22 protein-coding genes are annotated in these 17,139 nt (G+C 46.1%); all 22 read right to left on the bottom strand.

Annotation, left to right across the window (positions count from 1 at the left end; all coding sequences use genetic code 11):
• Complete coding sequence (locus CXF62_RS11690) at positions 1-1,890, bottom strand: hypothetical protein (RefSeq protein WP_102094498.1); 1,890 nt, start codon at positions 1,888-1,890, stop codon at positions 1-3.
• Positions 1,890-2,516, bottom strand: a complete 627-nt coding sequence (locus CXF62_RS11685) for a hypothetical protein (protein ID WP_102094497.1) — start codon at positions 2,514-2,516, stop codon at positions 1,890-1,892. The genes CXF62_RS11690 and CXF62_RS11685 overlap by 1 nt, the downstream gene beginning before the upstream one ends.
• 158 nt (positions 2,517-2,674) lie before the next feature.
• Positions 2,675-3,148, bottom strand: coding sequence for a hypothetical protein (locus CXF62_RS11680; protein ID WP_102094496.1), 474 nt, complete (start codon positions 3,146-3,148; stop codon positions 2,675-2,677).
• Between the two features lie 8 nt (positions 3,149-3,156).
• Positions 3,157-5,040 (bottom strand): hypothetical protein, encoded by a 1,884-nt coding sequence (locus CXF62_RS11675; protein WP_102094495.1) that lies wholly within the window; start codon positions 5,038-5,040, stop codon positions 3,157-3,159.
• 18 nt (positions 5,041-5,058) lie between these two features.
• A complete protein-coding gene (locus tag CXF62_RS11670; RefSeq protein ID WP_102094494.1) occupies positions 5,059-5,640 on the bottom strand; it encodes an N-acetylmuramidase family protein in 582 nt (193 codons plus the stop codon).
• A gap of 30 nt (positions 5,641-5,670) precedes the next feature.
• A complete protein-coding gene (locus CXF62_RS11665) occupies positions 5,671-5,979 on the bottom strand; it encodes a hypothetical protein (protein ID WP_102094493.1) in 309 nt (102 codons plus the stop codon).
• Positions 5,960-6,484, bottom strand: a complete 525-nt coding sequence (locus tag CXF62_RS11660) for a hypothetical protein (RefSeq protein ID WP_102094492.1) — start codon at positions 6,482-6,484, stop codon at positions 5,960-5,962. Before CXF62_RS11660 ends, CXF62_RS11665 begins: the two co-directional genes overlap by 20 nt.
• A 62-nt stretch (positions 6,485-6,546) precedes the next feature.
• Positions 6,547-7,128 (bottom strand): hypothetical protein, encoded by a 582-nt coding sequence (locus CXF62_RS11655; RefSeq protein WP_102094491.1) that lies wholly within the window; start codon positions 7,126-7,128, stop codon positions 6,547-6,549.
• The gene (locus tag CXF62_RS11650) at positions 7,109-8,050 is read right to left on the bottom strand and encodes a hypothetical protein (RefSeq protein WP_102094490.1); all 942 of its coding nucleotides are present in this window, start codon (positions 8,048-8,050) and stop codon (positions 7,109-7,111) included. The genes CXF62_RS11655 and CXF62_RS11650 overlap by 20 nt, the downstream gene beginning before the upstream one ends.
• Positions 8,047-8,508: a hypothetical protein gene (locus CXF62_RS11645; RefSeq protein WP_102094489.1), complete on the bottom strand. Its 462-nt coding sequence runs from the start codon at positions 8,506-8,508 to the stop codon at positions 8,047-8,049. The genes CXF62_RS11650 and CXF62_RS11645 overlap by 4 nt, the downstream gene beginning before the upstream one ends.
• Positions 8,508-9,167, bottom strand: coding sequence for a hypothetical protein (locus CXF62_RS11640; RefSeq protein ID WP_102094488.1), 660 nt, complete (start codon positions 9,165-9,167; stop codon positions 8,508-8,510). Before CXF62_RS11640 ends, CXF62_RS11645 begins: the two co-directional genes overlap by 1 nt.
• A 3-nt stretch (positions 9,168-9,170) precedes the next feature.
• A complete protein-coding gene (locus tag CXF62_RS11635; RefSeq protein WP_102094487.1) occupies positions 9,171-9,800 on the bottom strand; it encodes a hypothetical protein in 630 nt (209 codons plus the stop codon).
• Between the two features lie 11 nt (positions 9,801-9,811).
• On the bottom strand, positions 9,812-10,456 hold the full coding sequence (locus CXF62_RS11630; RefSeq protein ID WP_102094486.1) for a phage adaptor protein: 645 nt from the start codon (positions 10,454-10,456) through the stop codon (positions 9,812-9,814).
• 40 nt (positions 10,457-10,496) lie between these two features.
• Positions 10,497-11,057, bottom strand: a complete 561-nt coding sequence (locus CXF62_RS11625) for a hypothetical protein (protein WP_102094485.1) — start codon at positions 11,055-11,057, stop codon at positions 10,497-10,499.
• Between the two features lie 87 nt (positions 11,058-11,144).
• Positions 11,145-11,597 (bottom strand): hypothetical protein, encoded by a 453-nt coding sequence (locus tag CXF62_RS11620; RefSeq protein WP_102094484.1) that lies wholly within the window; start codon positions 11,595-11,597, stop codon positions 11,145-11,147.
• Positions 11,598-11,692: 95 nt separating this feature from the next.
• The gene (locus tag CXF62_RS11615) at positions 11,693-12,823 is read right to left on the bottom strand and encodes a N4-gp56 family major capsid protein (RefSeq protein WP_102094483.1); all 1,131 of its coding nucleotides are present in this window, start codon (positions 12,821-12,823) and stop codon (positions 11,693-11,695) included.
• Between the two features lie 4 nt (positions 12,824-12,827).
• Positions 12,828-13,031, bottom strand: a complete 204-nt coding sequence (locus CXF62_RS11610; RefSeq protein ID WP_075106028.1) for a hypothetical protein — start codon at positions 13,029-13,031, stop codon at positions 12,828-12,830.
• 14 nt (positions 13,032-13,045) lie between these two features.
• A complete protein-coding gene (locus CXF62_RS11605) occupies positions 13,046-13,984 on the bottom strand; it encodes a hypothetical protein (RefSeq protein WP_102094482.1) in 939 nt (312 codons plus the stop codon).
• Between the two features lie 11 nt (positions 13,985-13,995).
• Positions 13,996-14,181, bottom strand: a complete 186-nt coding sequence (locus CXF62_RS11600; protein ID WP_102094481.1) for a hypothetical protein — start codon at positions 14,179-14,181, stop codon at positions 13,996-13,998.
• Positions 14,178-16,553 carry a portal protein gene (locus tag CXF62_RS11595; RefSeq protein ID WP_102094480.1) on the bottom strand — a complete coding sequence of 792 codons (2,376 nt, stop codon included), beginning with the start codon at positions 16,551-16,553 and terminating at the stop codon, positions 14,178-14,180. Before CXF62_RS11595 ends, CXF62_RS11600 begins: the two co-directional genes overlap by 4 nt.
• Positions 16,550-16,987: a hypothetical protein gene (locus CXF62_RS11590; RefSeq protein ID WP_102094479.1), complete on the bottom strand. Its 438-nt coding sequence runs from the start codon at positions 16,985-16,987 to the stop codon at positions 16,550-16,552. The genes CXF62_RS11595 and CXF62_RS11590 overlap by 4 nt, the downstream gene beginning before the upstream one ends.
• Positions 16,987-17,127: a hypothetical protein gene (locus CXF62_RS14770; protein ID WP_185156653.1), complete on the bottom strand. Its 141-nt coding sequence runs from the start codon at positions 17,125-17,127 to the stop codon at positions 16,987-16,989. The genes CXF62_RS11590 and CXF62_RS14770 overlap by 1 nt, the downstream gene beginning before the upstream one ends.
• Positions 17,128-17,139 lie beyond the last annotated feature (12 nt).

The raw sequence follows: 17,139 nt of genomic DNA, 5'->3' as shown, positions 1-17,139 counted from the left end.
CTACCAGTCTATGTTGTCGTTTAAGTTATTCATATAATCAAAGCTTTCTGCGGCTGCCGGATCAGTCTGCGGTGCTGGCAAGCCGCGAGAATACAGCGCTTGGAGTTTGCCAGTTTGTGAGGTTTGCCTGACTGGTCTTGATGGCGTTCGCGCTTGCTGACCAGGCAAGGTTAGGCCGCCTGCACTCACGCTGCCACTACCTTTAGCAGATGGATTAATGCGATAAACAATGTCTTTTAGGTTGCCAAGAGAAGACGCGCCCACCATTGATAGCAGCACCTTATGGCCTAGTGCGTTCTGATCGGCCTTGCTCATCTTGCTACGTGATCGCTCAGGCACCGCATCAAGCACCAAGTCAAACGCTTCTTGATACAGACCTAAAAACTCTTGCTCGCTTTTGGCTTTGCCCATCTCTTTTAGTTTCGTGCCAGCACGCGCAAACGTCGCAGTCGTTGTGGCATCTGACTTTATCCCAAGACTCTTAACGCCTTTCAAGGCAGTATTAACACCCTTGTCGATATTAGCGTTATAGCTTTTTGTGTTTGTAATGCCTTCGCCCGATTGCGCTTGTGTTGACTTGCTGCTGCCTTTAGCTGCTTTTGGTTGAATAGGTTGGCTGAAACTTACTTTTACACCGCTGCCGTTGGTGTACCTAGTGTTGTTCTTACCTTCCACCCCTGCCATTGCCTGTATGATAGCTTCACGTTCTGCTGCGCTATATTGGCTCATGGGTTTGTTTTGACCACCAACAGCTTGTAAGACGGTAGACTGGTATCTGTTGGTCTGGTTTTCATGTGGGGGTGCATAGCGATTGATGGCATCGGTCAAGGTTAGGTTTCTGTAGCTACCGGTTCCGAATATCAAATTCTCCATTGCCTTTATGCCGGTGGCTCGGTCTGGGAATACTGCAAATCGACCATCGGTGCCAACAGCGCCATTTCGTTTGGCAAAATCTCCATACTCGATATTACCTAAATTGTTGTTGCGAAAGTTGCGATTGCCTTTAGCTGTAATAACGCGCCCGTCTGCCAACTCATACTGCGTGTAACCCTTGCCAGCAGAAATCACACGCACAATACCACTTGCCGCATCACCGCCTGATACTATATTGGGGTTCTGACCTTGGCTAATACCTGCTTCAGCATAGCTTCTTGTTATTCCGTTTTCTGTATTTAGGTTCGCCAGCTCAATAGCGTTATCATGCCTAAGCTCGATCTCGTCTACAGTGTAGCCATGATTATATTCAGTTTTGATTTTATCAGCTTCAACATCGACGCCTTTTTTAGCAGTGTATAAAGATAGCTCGCTTTGATCTTCTTCTTGCTTCTTTTTCTTAGCGGCTGCATAAGCAGCATTGGCGGCTGCAATCTCGCTTGCGTTTTCAAGCTTGTTAAAGCTTTCTAGCAGGCCGTCTGCGGTAGTTGTGCTACTCATCATCAGCTCACCAGTATCTTTGTCGTAGACGTTCTGATAATAATAGACATTACCCTTGTCGTCTTTGCGCTCTACTGGCTTTCCAGTTTCATCGCGCTCAACATCAACCTTGAAAGGAATTTTACTATTACTATTGGTACCACTAATGATTGCATTAATCGCGCCATTGGTATCACCAACCGACCTACTATATTGATACTGATTGTAAGTCTGCTTATAGCCGCGCTCATCATCAACGTCAGCTGCGCCTTGCTGCTCGTTTTTTAACTTGATTTGTGCGCTGGCTTTTTCTATATCAAACCGCTCTTGAGCACGAAGGTCTGTAACCTTTTCGCGCCCACGCTGATACTGCTTTTCTTCTTCAGCCGCTTTTTTATTGTCTATCTTTTCTTTGTTAGCCATATAGCTATTAGTCATGCTCAGGCCAAATTGAGCCAATCCATCAAGTGCTGACATTACATCATACCTCCAGTAAATGCGGATAACCCAATACCTGCAATCTTGCCTGCCATATCATAACCGGCTTGGGATTTTTGACTATAAGCGGCAGCTTGCTGGGTTCGTGTATCAGCCATGTTGTTTTGCGCGGATGTTAAGGTGTTTTGCGTGCCGTTCATTTTGTTTGAACCTAACGTCATAGTATTGTATAGGCGCTCCCAACCTGTATTATCAGCGCGGTTGCGCTCTTGTGTTCTAGCACTATTGATGCCGCCAACCAATGCCATTGTTCGCGATAGCGACAACTGCCTGTCCATTGCATCAGCTCTACCACTATTAGGATTCACACCCATGCGCTGCATGTTTCTAATACGAGCACCTTCGGCACCAGCAAACTGTGTGTTAATATCGCCTATCGCATTACTCGTAACTTCATCATATCGCGGTTTATTACTATCCATTGCCATTGAAACAAGTAATTTTTCAACAGGGCTATAGGTGGTATCTGCTTGCTCAAACCTATCTTTTGCAAAGTCCAGCTGTTCTTTTTGGATTTGAAAAGACTGGTCACTAGCTTTCTTTGCATTCTTAGCGTTCTTGTTACCTGACAGCACGCCTGTGATAATTCCACCAATACCAAACATGGCTCTCTCCTTTTATGAAATTAATTTAATATTGATAAATTTTAGACACGACAAAAACCCAACCATCTATTGATGACTAGGTATCTGTTTGTTGTGAGGTGGCAAAGACTGCCTAAAGACTACAAGTAATGCAAATTTTACTATATGAGTATAGCAAACTATGGCGCAGGTGGTGGATGTTGCGCTGCTATTTTTGCATCAATAAGCGCTTCTATCTCAACCATAAGGCTATTGTTGTTGTCTGATATCTTTTGGTCTACTGTTAGTAGTATCGCATCAGTCGAAGTGATGTTGTTGGCTGTAATAGCGTCACTTATTTCTTGGGTAATCTGCGACTTTGCCTCAGTTAGATTGTTAGCGGTCTTGGCTTCTGATATTTGTATGCTATTAACAATACTGTTTTCGAGCTTATTATCCAGTGTCACCAAAACATCGTTAATCTGATCAATGATGTTTTTGCGACTCTTGCTGTTCAGTCGTAATGAATAATCACGCGAGTCTGCATCCACACCATTCCTGCCAGCATTGCCGGACAAATCGGTTATCGCACGCTTCATCGCCTCCAAAAACATAACCATATCTCGATCTATGTTTTTGGGTATGCCCGGTAAACCGGTTACTTGACGGCTCATAATAATCCCTATTCAATCATATCGCGCATGGTTTCGCCTAGCGCCACCTCACGTACTGGCACACTGGATTCAATCTCGATAGACACGTCGCGCTTGGCGCTGTGGTTTGCTACTCTAAATGGTCTGGCGTCTTTAACAACTGCCTCATGAATAAGCACGCCATTACCATACACTCTAAATATAACAGCGTCATTAGTGTAGGTGTCTGCCACAACCTGTCCTGCTAGAAAGCGCTTAGGCGTATCGAGATTAAATTCTTTTGAGCGCCACACAAAGGTTTTATTGTTTCGATTCTGCCCGTAATCCGGGTTAAATTCACGATAGACTGAATGTTCAACACTAGCATCGACCTGTCTAGCAATTAGTTGAACCAAGCCCTCATCTTTAAAGGTATTGATAGCATAGTCATCGAACCACACCACACCCTTGTTTGGTGCATTAAGGTCTATGTAGCCACAGCCTTTCTTAACCCCATCATCCCAAAAGAACAGATAGCCACCTTTGTATGAGCAGGCATGTATGCTTGATGGGTTTATCGCTTGCCAGTCTTCCGCTGTAAACAGCCCATCAGTTAGCAGCTTAGCGCTACTTGATGTCACTAGCACCAGTCCATTATTACTGGCATACATGCAGCCATGCGTTAGATTAACCATGCTTCTAGTAGAGATACAGCCTTCGTATAAGGGCAAGCTGATAACGCCCATCGATTCAGGACTAAGCCCGTTTAAAAGTATAGGATTGCCCGTGGTGACAATCACAATAGTATTGTCATAGTGCCCCATACCCATAATCTTATGTTGTGAGCTGATTTCATAATAGCGGGGCCACGCATATAAAATGTACGGCTCAGACAAGCAGACAGTCTTATCAATGTAAGCATAGCCTACCCCGTAATCGGTCACGCCCAAGCCTTTCAAGTTATCTCTAGGCGGGTCAAAGTTAATCGTAGGTATGGTTTCGCCTACCAGTAACGAATCTTTTGGCAAATCGTCAATGATGACAAGCTTGCCAGCCGTTAAAGCAAAAGGTACTTCTTTAACAAACAACATGGTCGAGCGACCTAATGAGTCGGTCAGCGAGCGATAAACCCGCACTCTATCGACGCCATAACTAGCTATCAGTAGTGATGATTGACTTGGGGTGTAAGATAGCGTTAACACGGGCTTGTCACCCTTTTTAATATACAGTATCTCATCATGCACACTTGGCGCTGATTCATCACCGAACTTGTTGACGTAGGTTAAGGCGTACACTCTCGCCTCTTCATCTTCAGCAACGTTTAATAGCTCGTCAGTGATTGTATCTTTAACGTCCTTGTCGTTCTTGGTTGGCTTGCTGTTGGTAGTTACCACATAACGCTTCTCGAACAAGCCGTAAAACTTCTTCCTTTTTAGCACCGCGGTGACTTCATCATCAGGCGTCGGCTCTACGGGCGGGTCGGGAACTGGATCAGGACTAGGCGCTGGCGCGGGGATAATGCCCGTTACTTCTATGCTGTCGGTATCTGGTGGCGGCATACCAGCGATATAGGCAATGCCATCTGTTGTCAATGTGTTGATACCCGGCACAATATCCCAATCCATAAACATCATTGGCGCGTCAGCATCCTCAGTCGTCCAGTACAAGCGATAAGCATCGTTGACTGGCGAAAATGAAAATCGGGTAATGGCGTTGCTGTAATGTCGATACGTGCCTGTGTTGTGCTTAAAAAATATAGCGCTCTTAAAATCTGCATAGCCATCCGCTTGGTTGGACATGTCAGCCATGCTGCTTGGTGATAATATGTCGCGCTCAATGAAGACGTTTAAGCAGGACTGCGCGGCATACTCCGGCAACTTCGTCGGGTGTAAGCGCGGGAACATGCCAGCAAAATCATTAATCCGTATGTGCATTGCAGTCTGCCTTATTTGTTATGCGTACTTGTTATAAGCCTGTCTTAGTTTTTCGTCATAGTTGTTCTTGGCGTACCCTTTGCCGTTATAGCCTCTAGCAAAACCTGCCCAGTCACCACGCTGCAATTCATCGACTAGGTTGTTCACCTTGATATAACGAATCATTGCTTCAAGCTGGCGTGCTTCGCTGTGATACATATCATTGATGAATGATTGTAGCGAGGGATAACCCAATGCCTCCCAGTGATACCCCATAACCTGACCGATACCCCAGCTTGCTGATTGCAAAGCAATGTCACGGTTATAGCTTGCTGCAATTCGTAGCTTATCGTGCTGCTCGCTATAGCGACCATAGCCACCAGCAAACTTGTTGCAAATGCGTGGGTGTTTTGCCATGATCTTTAGGCGCATGGTGAACCAGTGAATATCGCCCAACTGCTCCCAAAACTTATGGCGCTCAAACAATATGGCTGGCTCGCCTGTACTGAAGAATCCACTACTCCTAGCTTCAACCTCAATGACCGCTTTTAATGCCGCATAAGGTACCTCAATTTCTACTGCTGCATCCTTGATTTGCTGCTCCGTCAATACCTTGCTCATACTTTTCTCCAGTCGTAAAAAAACCCCGTATTAACGAGGCGTTGTTTGTTTGCGTTTACGCTTACCGCATGATCGATATTTCTGTCGGTACTGACCTGCCAGCATACACCAACTGACTAGCATAAATATCCGCGCCACATCGACCTCACTGTCAATCGACATGGTGTAGAAGGTATAGGCCGCGCTTGTCCATGCCAGCACGCCCATAATAATAGGGAAGGCATACTTGATCTCGGTTGCCACGTCGCGTCTAATCACCTTTAAATGCTTAATCAATACATACATGCCATACGCTGCGCCCACGGCACACAAAACCGAACTAATCGTCATTGCTGCCATTGGTAGGCTCCTTGGTATCTACTGTCACGATCTTAAACTTAAATGGATTGACGCTATTTAAAAAGCCCGCTTGGTTTTTAGGGATGGTCACAACGGCTATTGCTGCCTGCAATATAGGTGCGGATAGCAAGGCAGCACCAAGCGCGTAAGCAGTCAAGGCGATCTGTGGCGGCTCGCTGCCATCTGATACGAGTAAGCACAATGCAATACCTCCGAACAAGCCCAAGAACGGCTTAGCAATCATCAGATATCGAAAATGTTTGTCAATCTCAGGTATCTTGATAAAGTTAGCACCGATACCACCTGCCAGCGCAAATATCCATACTGGCAACCAGCTCATTAAGAAAGGGGCGCTCATACCGTACTTGTTGACCACTACCACCGTTTCGGCTGTGATATAAGTAGGAGTCTCTGCCGCCATAGCGGTTGTCATGATTGCGAGTATTAGAGCGAACACCCATAGGACGCGCTGCTTAATATAAATACAATGGTTAAGTCTGAGCATAGCAGCTCCTTTTTTTGTTAAAAAGACAGCCACATATGCGGATGTGTTAGTGTGCTGGCAGGTTAGCGCCAGTAGAATAAAAATCTATTATTTCGTCCCATGCCTATTCGCCACAAGATACGCCGTTTACTATTGGTCGCCAGTACGCGCTCAAGACTAAATCGCTCACGCTGGACGCGATAACAAAGCGTATCACCTTTTTGGTACGCAAAGATAATATCGCTGTTTGCTACGTTGAATCTACGTTTGTCATCGAGTGATACACGCGGATTTCTGATGTCTGGGTATTCATCAATGACCTGCTTAGCTTGCTGCGTATCGTACCAATACAGCTTACTAATGCCGTTCGCCACGTATGCGATACATGGCCGCATGTTTTGGTCAAACGTCAAATCAATCTCAGTGATATTGCTATCCATGAGTACCACATGATAAGTATCTAAATCATCACGCTTGACTGTGATTGTCGTGCCATCTGTCCATGCGTACCAAGTATATTTAAGTAAATCCTCGCTAGGGTCAGACAGTGCTACACCCCCATTATCCCAACTCTCTGTTAACGGATAAGACTTTGAGCGAGGGTATAAAAAAGGCGTGGTGACTGTATCATCTATTAATAACGGCTTAGGGAGAGGTAGGCTCATATCGCCCCCAACTAAACTCAACAGGAATGGTTAATACTTTTTGATTGGTTTTAGCTAATGCTGTACCATCAGATACTTTTGTAAATTCAATCTGATAAGTGCCCATTGTCGTTGATAAAAGCACCTTTCTAATACCACCTGTTATGTTTCCTGCACTTAAACCTACCTTAATATTTACTATCCTCTTAAATGTATTAGCTGCATAAGCGGCTATATCAGTGTTTGCATTTCCGGTAGTGTACGTTATATACCCTGATTCAGAAGCATTGATTTCTGATAACCCTGTATTATACAAGTAAATACTTGTTTCCTTAAAACCCAAAGATAAGCCAACTACGTATTTATAACCAATGGCAGACCCTGCTAAACCAAGACGAACCGTAGCATCGTATAATTCAGCATTGCCATTTTTATCTAGTACGCTGATACGATAAGTAGTGTCAGCCTTGCTAAATACTTGAGTTAGAGTGTAATAAATCTCTAGCACTTCACCTGTTAAAATTGTAATTGTTGTGGGGTTGCCTGCACTATCTTTAATAAGTGCTCTAGTAGCTAAATGTGGCTCACCGGAGTTATTTCTTTTTAAACCTAACTCGGTTATATTTTTGTTACTCAATCCAGTGAAAGCATACTTAGTGGTCTCAGACACTCTGTAATCTAAATCGGATGGTGTGTAATCATAAGAGTACGTAGTGGACGTTTTGTTTTTTTCGCCAATAAAAGCGACTAAGCTAGTTTGGCTCTCACTAGGTGCAGTATTACCACTACCTATCTGACATATATCCATTATAGAGCCGCTACCACTGCCCAAAAGGTTCAATCCTGAATCTAGTATCATGTTATCGAACTCAAAAGTCTCTAGTTCAACGCCATCTTGTGCTTTTTTGACGCACTTAACACGCCCTAATACTCCAATATTCATACTACCTCCAATGTTATATTTTTGACTACAGGTGTTATTGTGTAGGCTTCTAAGTCGTATTTATTATGAGTTATTACTACACTTAATAAGCTGACGTTTAAGGGTTTGGCAAACAGTTGGTAATAATCAGGCTCTAAGTTATCTAAAGTAACAATAGGCTCTTTCAATGTTATGTTTAAGGGTTTGGCAAACAGTTGGTAATAATCAGGCTCTAAGTTATCTAAAGTAACAATAGGCTCTTTCAATGTTATGTTTAAGGGTTTGGCGATAGATTGGTACTGTTCTGAATCATACGCAACGCTCAACACCTCTTTAAGTGTTATAGATAAAGGCGCAGCAGTTGAGCTGTAACTGCTCTCGACATCGAAAGGATAAGGGTGACTCGCATACTTACTCGGCGGCTTTTGATGAGGTACGGCGAGTGGCATTTCTTCTCTAAGAAGCTTCGAGTAGTCCATTACGGTAGCTCGCCGTACAAGTCCCACGTATCAAGCTCAGCATATATCAGCGTAACCGTACTGCCTATGCGCCTTAGTATTGCCCCGTCTGCTGGCGAGACTATCGCACCTAAGCCAGCGACCGTTACGATAACGTCATTCACATTGCGTATGGTTAAGCTACGTCCGGTAAAATCAGGAGGCGCAACACCACCGGGTATTGTGATGGTGCAAGGCGTATCACTTGCTACGCGCACGATAGTTTTACCGTCGCAATCCTCCGGCGTTATCTGATAATTGCCATACACTGTTATCATGCGATACTTTAAGTTAGAGAATACCTCGCGCCAAAACCAAGAGTTTGGCATCTTCGGTGGGTATGCTGAATAAAACTCCAGCTCAGACAGTAGCTTGTCAGATGGCGGCATCATAAAGTAAGCATCAAGCATGACCTCACCGCGACTCATCAGCACCACTTGATAGATACTGCCGGGCGTTGTCGCAATCATATCGACCACTGCCAACTGATCAACCAGTGTGACAAACTTATCAATGGGTGCCGTGATACTCATGCTGTCATTAATATCTACATACTGGTTGACGATACGCGCATGAGTGATCGGCTTTTGCAAATTAAGGCTCGCCGCATCTAGCGTTAGCTTAAAAGTCTGATTACTCATAATCTATCCAAAGTTAGCGGGTATTGAAGTGGGCGCTTGGCGCTTCTTGAAACCTTTGTCAACGGCGCGACGTGCCAGCGCAATGGCTTGCATAAATTTATATTGATGATTTTCTGCAAAGTTTGGCATCGCCCATTCACGATTTGGCATGGCTTGCAAGTAGGCGATAATGCCTGACAAGATACCGTCATAGTATTGATGAAATATATAATCAGGACATTCAAGCGCGTGCTGGGTTATTGATAGTGAGACAATAAGGTTGCTTGATTCAGCATCTTTCCTATACAGATTTACCACATTAGGAAAATCGTATATCACGTCTAATTCATCATCAGGCTGGCACGCACAGTCGGACAACTGCCATACCTTGATGATGTGAGTATTGCGTGGTAGTGACAATCTGCATTGCTGCTCAAGTCGGCTCATATAAATACTGGTCGATGTCGGCTGACGTTCAGTGTTCTTATCATCAGTCGGATCAAAAGCATTAACAATGTATGACAAACTCTCGTCACAAAACTGCTTCACGACCTGCCTTGCTGCAAACACAATCGCTATTCTCGGTACGGACGACGTGCCAGCATTGCCTAAATGGATACTCACGCCATCGACGAACTCATCAAGCTGTATCATTGTCTATCCTTTTATGTTGAAGTGCGTCGTGCTGACGATACGCGCTCATCGGCGATATCTTTAACGCCTAGCAACTCCATCGCGACGCGCAAGTGATCTGTACCGCTACTCCCGTTGGTTGCATCACCTGATAGCAGCTTGTATAGCATCAGCTCTTGTAGTGGCTGAGAGAATATCTCTGATACCGGCATTGCGCTTGCGATATTCAGCTCATTGACCAGTGGCACATGACTGCTGTATTCGATTTCTATTTTTTGACCAGGCGTTACTGACGGGTAGATATAAAAGTATTTTGGTGTACGCGCATCAAACATATATTCTTTGACAAGGTAGCCTTGCGTGGTGTGCCAGCTTGGTGACATGCTGTCCATATCCTCTTGCTGCACCAAGCGCACAGCTTGCCCAATCGTGTCATCAGCATTGATATTGCGCACCACTCGCAATAGACGTATGCCGTCATCAGGAATGAATTGGCGCGAGCCTTCTAATGCAATAATAGTGGCAAACTTTGAACTAACATCAGGACGTACCAACACCAACATACGTAATGCTTCGTTCAGCGCTACGATGAGCGTTGAATCAGGCCATGTCGTCGCATCGGGGTCATTTAGCTGCGTCATGCGCACGCCATTCAATAAATCTTGACTACTAAACATAGCGGTATCATCCTAATGTGAGTGGTATTTAGTAGCCCTGCTACTTATCTTTGCTGGCTTGATCGTTAGCGGCACGCTCTTCCTCTTGCATCGCTTTACCGATTTTGCGTAGCAGCTCATTCATGTTGTCGCCTTTCTTCTCTTCAACATCGAGACTGGCGGCTTTCTCACGAATCTTAGCGCTGTGTGACGGGGTGAGGTCTAACGCTTCTTTCGCCCAGTCCTTCACGGTATCGTTTTCAGCGGTTTCAAAGTCGATAGACAAAATGTCATCAAAGCGATTAGTGAACGCGCTCTCATCAATAGCCGCGCCTTTGGTGACTTCAATCTTATCGACATAACTTGCATCGCCACGATATAGGCGATATGACTCACGGATTGATAGCAGTCGATCTGCGTGCTCTTCATCGCCCACGTTACAGACATGCGGTGAATTTTCGTCGTCGCTGTCTAGTGGCTTGAAGTGATAAGTCTTTTGGTTCACAAGGTTGTGACCGAATGTGACTTTAGTGCCGCCCTTACGACGCAGTAGGCACTGAATAGGTGTTGATTGCTGCTCAACACTCTCTTGAGTGTCGTCGTTCTTTTTATCGTCAGCCATGACATGGCTCCTTTTTTAATAAGTAGATGAAATGGAAAAGCCCACAGCGACTCGCGTTGTGGGCTTTAATGACTTACCAGCAGTTGCTTACTCGTCGTTGTTGGCGTGACGGTAATGCGGTGTGACGTGAATGAACGAGCCTTTTGGAATCGTGCCAGCGCCTTTTAACTTAATGGCGATAGTCGTTGGGCGGTTGTGAATCTTCGCCAGGCGGCCTTCAATTACATTGTCATTGATCTTAATCCACTTCTGTGCGGCAAGGTTGCCATCAGCAATGAACTTAGCATCGATATCAGTTTCATCAGCATCCATAGTGCCAATATCAGCGGTGATGCCAGCGCCCAATGCACTACATACCACTTCAATACCTAGAATCGCTGAGCGTTCAGGTAGTTTGCACATCAGGATAAAGTCACCAACGGCAACCGTGGTGTCTGCTAGAAATTTGTGAGTGATGGTTGGTGAGTTAGTCACACCGCTAATCATTGAGCTTTGAATCTGCGTGTTATGCAAATAGCGCTCAGACTGGAACTTGGCCATAGTCTTGTGTCCTTTATAGAGATACTAAATAGAAAAATAGATAATAAAAGAGCAAGCTGGCATGACCAACTTGCTTTTAAGGTAAATCCGTTAGATTAAGTGCGTGACTTGCTCACTGCGGTATAAGCTGCCATTGAGTTGACAACTTTACCGTCAAACGCTGGTAGCTTCGTGCCGTACACCATGCCAGCGGAGATACCAACTTGGTTGCCATAATCTTTTTCTTTCTCTTCCCAGTTGGCGCGCATGTTCTTATCGCTTGCACTACCAAAGGCGACCACAGCAGCCTGACGGCCCATGAATACGCCTGTATGCGCTTTCACGTTGTTACCAGCACCAAAGTCGTTGTACGTTACAACACTATTCACTTCTTTAATGTGAACCTTGTTGTACTCACCAGCCGAGCCTTTAAAGATATGGTTTTGATAGCCATTCGCAGCAGCAGCAGCTTTTTGGATATCAAGCCAGCCACCAGTGCCAGTATCTTTGCGCAAGTCGTGAATCTGCTCAGGCGATAGCGTCAGCATGTAGTATTCTTCTGCCGACTCTTCTAGTGGCTCCATACGGAACTCACCATCAGCTTTACCACCGCGCTTAGACTTCAGGACTAACTCATCAATCATATCAAGCGACATGGTATCAGCAGTGGTTATGCTTGCCTTAGACGTCGCTGAACCACCATAGACAACACTGTCTGCATCGTACTGTTGGTAGTCCATCGTGCCACGGATAGGCGCAGTTGCACCTAGCGGAATATACAAGTCTTTGGCATGACCACGGCCACCGCCCAAGGTTGTCATCACAACATCATCAAAGTGGTTCGCGTGCCAGCGCTCAAGCTTGACCTTAGCGATTGCACGCAAGTCATTGATAGTGCGCTTCTGGTTCATCTTGCCACCAGGCGTCACACCATGACGAACTTGGTTGATCTTAACTTCGTCCGTGAACGCAGTTAAATCTTCTTCGTTACCTTCTAAAACGTCATCACCATAAGTACCACGGCCTTTAAGCTGAACAAACATATCGAATGATACGTTGTCACCTGCACCGCTTTCTAAATCGTTGATAACACCAATAGGCGCGTTTGCCATTTGACCAGCTTTACCGACAAGCTTGGTTGAGGCCATCAGCTTGCTGCCGTAAAAAGACTTTACGAAAGCGGCACCGAATAACGCACCTGCCCATTTTTTGACAGCTTGGCTGTCGTTGATTTTAGTCTGTGCCATGATATTAGTCTCCTTTAGTCAGACTATTTTTGGTATCACAGCACGTATGCGCTTGTTCACCTGTTAAAAAACTCACGTCGCTACCTTGATCGGTTATCACTTTGAGTCTTGGCGAGCGACCACTCTTGCTTTCAACAACAATGGTACACGGGCCTGTGACTTCGATAACATCGCCTATGCTGCAATCTCGATAGCGTATTTTGTTCATAAAGTAGTTTTAACCTATTGGTTTAGTAGGTATTCGTTTTGCTGCGCTTCGCTCATATCAGCGATTGCACGCTCTAGCGCTGGCCCATCAAGCTTGTCTAGGTGAGCAAACTTGCCGTTATCATTGCTGTTAGCAACGACTGCTGGCATGTTTGAGATACTAGGCATTGTCTCGGGGTCTGGCTTAACCGACTTATCGGTAGGCTTGCTCTCTTTCTTGCCAGCTTCCGGCAAAGTCATATAAGACGATACTGCGGTACGCGCCTTATCTAGTAGTACATCAAACGGTGTGCCGGGCGGCATACTTTGAGCAATGACGCCTAGCTGTTGGTCAAGCGCGGCAAACTCAGGACTGCCCTCAACAAATGATTTGTTTTCAGGACGTGCCATAAACTCAGTAACGGCATTAGTAAAGTCATTCTGAAACTGCTCTTGCTTGCTTGTCTCACGCTCGGCAATCTCATCTTCTTTAGCGACCAGCTCAGACTCGCGTGCTTCAATACGTTTTAAATCACGCTCAATGCGAACCTTGGCGGTATTGTAGGCACCATCTAAGATGTCACCGTTATCGTACTGCTCACCCAATGCGGCAAGCTCAGCGTGTTTAGCGTCGAACTCTGCATCAATAGAAGCGCGCTTATCTGCTACCGTGGCGGCTTCTTGTGTGAAGTCGTCTTGATCAGTAGTATCAGCGTCATCAGTGCTGTCAGTCTCAGCGTTGTCGGCTGCAACATCATCGCCAGCATCGCCAGCATCACCATCGTCATCTTGGTCATTGTCGTCGTCATCACTCTCAGGGCTATTGATAGCGTCAATCTCAGCTTGGGTTAAACCGTCGTAGCTCAGGCCAAAACCTTCATCAAGGTCATCGTCAGCACCTACTTCATCGGCTGGCAAGTTGTCTAGCTCTGTGGTGTCGATTTCAAAATCGTCGTTCATGTCATCTTCGTGCATCGTGGTTATCCTTATGGATTAGGTTTGTTTTGTTTTGCTTGATGGTCAAGCACCCATTGGGGAGGCTTAAATTCACCTGTAACACCTTTAATAACTTCGGCTGTCTCACTGTATTGGTGCCACTTGCCATCAATCTCGATAGCAAATAAACCCCTACTAACATGCTGAACATCAAACGGACCTATTGAATCTCTCATAATTGCTCACTCGGCGGCATACCTTGCCCCATCTTTTGCTCCATCATCGCGGCTTCTTCCGGCGACATTGGCGGTTGCCCGTCCTCGCCAGCGGGTATTCCACCTTCAGGTATGACGGGTTGTTCTTGGGTTGGCATCGGTGGTTGTTCTTGCGGTGCTGGCACGTCTGTCTGCATCGGTACTGGTGCTTGCTCTACTGGCTGGCCCTGTACTGGTTGCTCACTACTTGGTAAGGTGCCGTTCATAATATTGTCCATATTGCCAATAAGATCATCAGCAATAGCAGTAAGCTCAGCGTTTTGTACGACCACGCCAGCCGCTTCAAGGTACTTAACCATTGCTTCAGCTTGAGCACGACGAGCATTGGCTTTCTCGCGCTCGCCTTCGCGGTTGTATTGGTTGGCCCGTGAGTTGTCGAGGTTGATTGCTGACTCTTTCTTTGCAATCTCAAGTTTAAGCGCCTGCTCCTGCATTGCCTTTTGTTCCGCTTGCTCTTGCGCCTGTGCTTCTTCACGCGCTTGTTTCTGCTCATCGTTTTCATCAATGGGTGGCAGTCCTGTAGCTTCGCGGATTTTGCTGAGTAAGCGCTCTTTGTTTGGTAGGTCTTGTAAATCAACCGCCATTTCAATAAAGGCAATCGCCAGCATTGGGTTGCCCGTGGCTTGCGTAATCTGTGCTGAGACGTTGATTAGCTGCTCAGACAGCGCCTGGCGCATTGTCTGACGATAATCACGCTCTGATATAACAAAGTCTGCCTGTGTCGCAGTGATGTCTGTCTCCGGTGACTCGTTGAGCACCACAAAGTCTTTCTTGCCGGGGTTCTTAATATCACTTGTGACGCGGAACTGCATCTCGCGGTTGATGTACTGCTCGCACAATGACAATACAATCTCGCCCTCGATTTGATGGGCCAGTTGGTGATTGTCGATGATAGGTGTGGTGATGACAGTGCCTTGCTCTTGCAATGACTGAATAGCGATACCGGACATAGCATTTTGATTCATGCCACGGTTCTCACTGGTCACACCGCTTATCTGCTTTAAGTAAGCGCTGTCCATTTCAGCAAACTGCACATGAGGACCTGCCAGCGATTGATTGTCGCGTATCTCAAAGCGTCTGCCTTTCTTAACTTCGATATAACCATTAACCTTAGCCACCTCTTTGATAGCTTCGTCTTTATCGTCTACTGCATCTTCCTCAGCAATCACTTGACGTGTGGCCATGAGGTATAGCGCATAGTTGCGTCGCTGGTTTAAATCTGATTGCGGATCGACAATCTGACGTACCACGCCATAAGGCGACTTGGTTGTCTTGTCGATGAATGCCAAGCGACGGACAAACGGATAGCGGTTATGCTTATAAATTGACTTGCCATGAAACAGTACAGTCGTCGCAGTATAGATAGCCATATACATCTGCTCGCGTACTGTCTCGCGTTTTTTGGCACCTGCTTTGAGCGCTGCTTGATGCTCTTGCTTATTGCTGTCGAATATCTGACCTGTTAGGCCGCCTGCGTTAGCCAGTAGCGTGACTCGTTCGGTTTTGCGATACCACATTTCCCACACGCGCACTGCACGACGGGTTGATGAGTAATAGCCGCCCGTGATACTCATTGAGCCTGAGCGCACCACATTGATAGCATTGTCACCGCAGCCACGCGCACGATAGCCATTGTTATACAAGTCGTTGCCATCATCGCCTGTTTGGTCAGACTTCAAGTCATCCTCAAGCTCTTGATACTCGCCAGCGTCCAGCTCAAGCTCGCTTTCTTTATCTGGGAACCACGCCTGCAAGGTTTCTAAATCAACAATCTTAGATACCCACATATAGCGTGAGTCAGACATATCAGCTTTGACCGACTGACCATCGACCAGTACGTTTTGCCAGTTCTCATAGTTAAGCTGAATCATCAGCTCACCATCTTCGTTTGGCTCTACGCTGATACGGGTCCAGCCTTCACCAGTCTTGACGCAATCCTCAAACGCGGTACTACGCTGCCACTTAGCTTTGTTGATGTCGTCAATGTACTTAATAAGCTTGGTCTTTAATTGGGCTGGCTCGACATCATCTTGTGTGCGCGGTAGTACGTTCCAGTCACTACGTGCGCGGCGCTCACTACCGATAATCCAATCAACGGCTGGCTTGATCTCGTTGTACGTGCGCGGTTTTTGATTGCGCTCTGCATAGACCTGCTTTTCTTCGTCGCTGAATTGATGACCATCATAAAAGCGCTCATCGCGTGCGCGCAGTGCTCGGCCTTCTGCTTGTGCTTCGCGCTCGTACTCATACATATCGTGCGCCCACACAAGAAACTTGCCGTCCTTTGTTAGCTTAAAGTCGTCGGCAAGGCCGTGGGTCGCTTGATTACTCATGAGTTAGCAATATCCATTAATCCGTGGGTGAATGTCTCTTCACCTTCAAAATATTTATCAAGCGCTTTACGGTTCAAATCCTCACCTTCAGGCTTGTGCATGACCAACTGATCAATGTTTTCAAGCAAGCAATCCATGACGATATGCTTCTCACGGTCTGTTGCATGACCATTCCACAAGTATTGAGCACAGTCCTCTGCGGTGTCTGCTAAGAACGCACCGTCTTTATCGCGCAACTGGTACGCCTGATTGCGACGCACAGCGATATAAGACTTGCCAAGTCCAAACGCACGACGGCACAGTATCAATGCAGCATCGTTGGCAGTTGCGCCTTCGTCTGCTTCAAAGAATACGTTTGAGACAAACGCCACCAGTCCATAGCCTTTACGTACTGCTGCTGGGGCTGGCACGCCATATCGTATCGTTAGTGACATTACTTGCCTGCCTGTTTTGTTTTGTCTGCAAAGCGCCACTTGTTCATAAGATAGAACTTATGCGTAACCACGCCAGCGACGAACCCAAGCAAATAGGGTTCAGCCTGAACAAGCGTGATAGCTGGAATAAAGTTATCCATAGTCTTCGACCT

It is taken from the genome of Psychrobacter sp. MES7-P7E, from assembly GCF_002863645.1.
Lineage (GTDB): Bacteria > Pseudomonadota > Gammaproteobacteria > Pseudomonadales > Moraxellaceae > Psychrobacter.
Note: the sequence above shows the minus strand (reverse complement) of the source record. Positions and strands in the feature narration are given on the sequence as shown.

Coding starts and splice junctions, on each gene's coding strand:
- CXF62_RS11685 (WP_102094497.1), bottom strand. CDS start 2,516: ATGTTTGGTATTGGTGGAATTATCACAGGCGTGCTGTCAGGTAACAAG.
- CXF62_RS11640 (WP_102094488.1), bottom strand. CDS start 9,167: ATGAGTAATCAGACTTTTAAGCTAACGCTAGATGCGGCGAGCCTTAAT.
- CXF62_RS11650 (WP_102094490.1), bottom strand. CDS start 8,050: ATGAATATTGGAGTATTAGGGCGTGTTAAGTGCGTCAAAAAAGCACAA.
- CXF62_RS11590 (WP_102094479.1), bottom strand. CDS start 16,987: ATGTCACTAACGATACGATATGGCGTGCCAGCCCCAGCAGCAGTACGT.
- CXF62_RS11670 (WP_102094494.1), bottom strand. CDS start 5,640: ATGAGCAAGGTATTGACGGAGCAGCAAATCAAGGATGCAGCAGTAGAA.
- CXF62_RS14770 (WP_185156653.1), bottom strand. CDS start 17,127: ATGGATAACTTTATTCCAGCTATCACGCTTGTTCAGGCTGAACCCTAT.
- CXF62_RS11620 (WP_102094484.1), bottom strand. CDS start 11,597: ATGGCCAAGTTCCAGTCTGAGCGCTATTTGCATAACACGCAGATTCAA.
- CXF62_RS11675 (WP_102094495.1), bottom strand. CDS start 5,040: ATGCACATACGGATTAATGATTTTGCTGGCATGTTCCCGCGCTTACAC.
- CXF62_RS11615 (WP_102094483.1), bottom strand. CDS start 12,823: ATGGCACAGACTAAAATCAACGACAGCCAAGCTGTCAAAAAATGGGCA.
- CXF62_RS11605 (WP_102094482.1), bottom strand. CDS start 13,984: ATGCACGAAGATGACATGAACGACGATTTTGAAATCGACACCACAGAG.
- CXF62_RS11610 (WP_075106028.1), bottom strand. CDS start 13,031: ATGAACAAAATACGCTATCGAGATTGCAGCATAGGCGATGTTATCGAA.
- CXF62_RS11630 (WP_102094486.1), bottom strand. CDS start 10,456: ATGTTTAGTAGTCAAGATTTATTGAATGGCGTGCGCATGACGCAGCTA.
- CXF62_RS11600 (WP_102094481.1), bottom strand. CDS start 14,181: ATGAGAGATTCAATAGGTCCGTTTGATGTTCAGCATGTTAGTAGGGGT.
- CXF62_RS11680 (WP_102094496.1), bottom strand. CDS start 3,148: ATGAGCCGTCAAGTAACCGGTTTACCGGGCATACCCAAAAACATAGAT.
- CXF62_RS11645 (WP_102094489.1), bottom strand. CDS start 8,508: ATGGACTACTCGAAGCTTCTTAGAGAAGAAATGCCACTCGCCGTACCT.
- CXF62_RS11625 (WP_102094485.1), bottom strand. CDS start 11,057: ATGGCTGACGATAAAAAGAACGACGACACTCAAGAGAGTGTTGAGCAG.
- CXF62_RS11665 (WP_102094493.1), bottom strand. CDS start 5,979: ATGGCAGCAATGACGATTAGTTCGGTTTTGTGTGCCGTGGGCGCAGCG.
- CXF62_RS11595 (WP_102094480.1), bottom strand. CDS start 16,553: ATGAGTAATCAAGCGACCCACGGCCTTGCCGACGACTTTAAGCTAACA.
- CXF62_RS11635 (WP_102094487.1), bottom strand. CDS start 9,800: ATGATACAGCTTGATGAGTTCGTCGATGGCGTGAGTATCCATTTAGGC.
- CXF62_RS11690 (WP_102094498.1), bottom strand. CDS start 1,890: ATGTCAGCACTTGATGGATTGGCTCAATTTGGCCTGAGCATGACTAAT.
- CXF62_RS11660 (WP_102094492.1), bottom strand. CDS start 6,484: ATGCTCAGACTTAACCATTGTATTTATATTAAGCAGCGCGTCCTATGG.
- CXF62_RS11655 (WP_102094491.1), bottom strand. CDS start 7,128: ATGAGCCTACCTCTCCCTAAGCCGTTATTAATAGATGATACAGTCACC.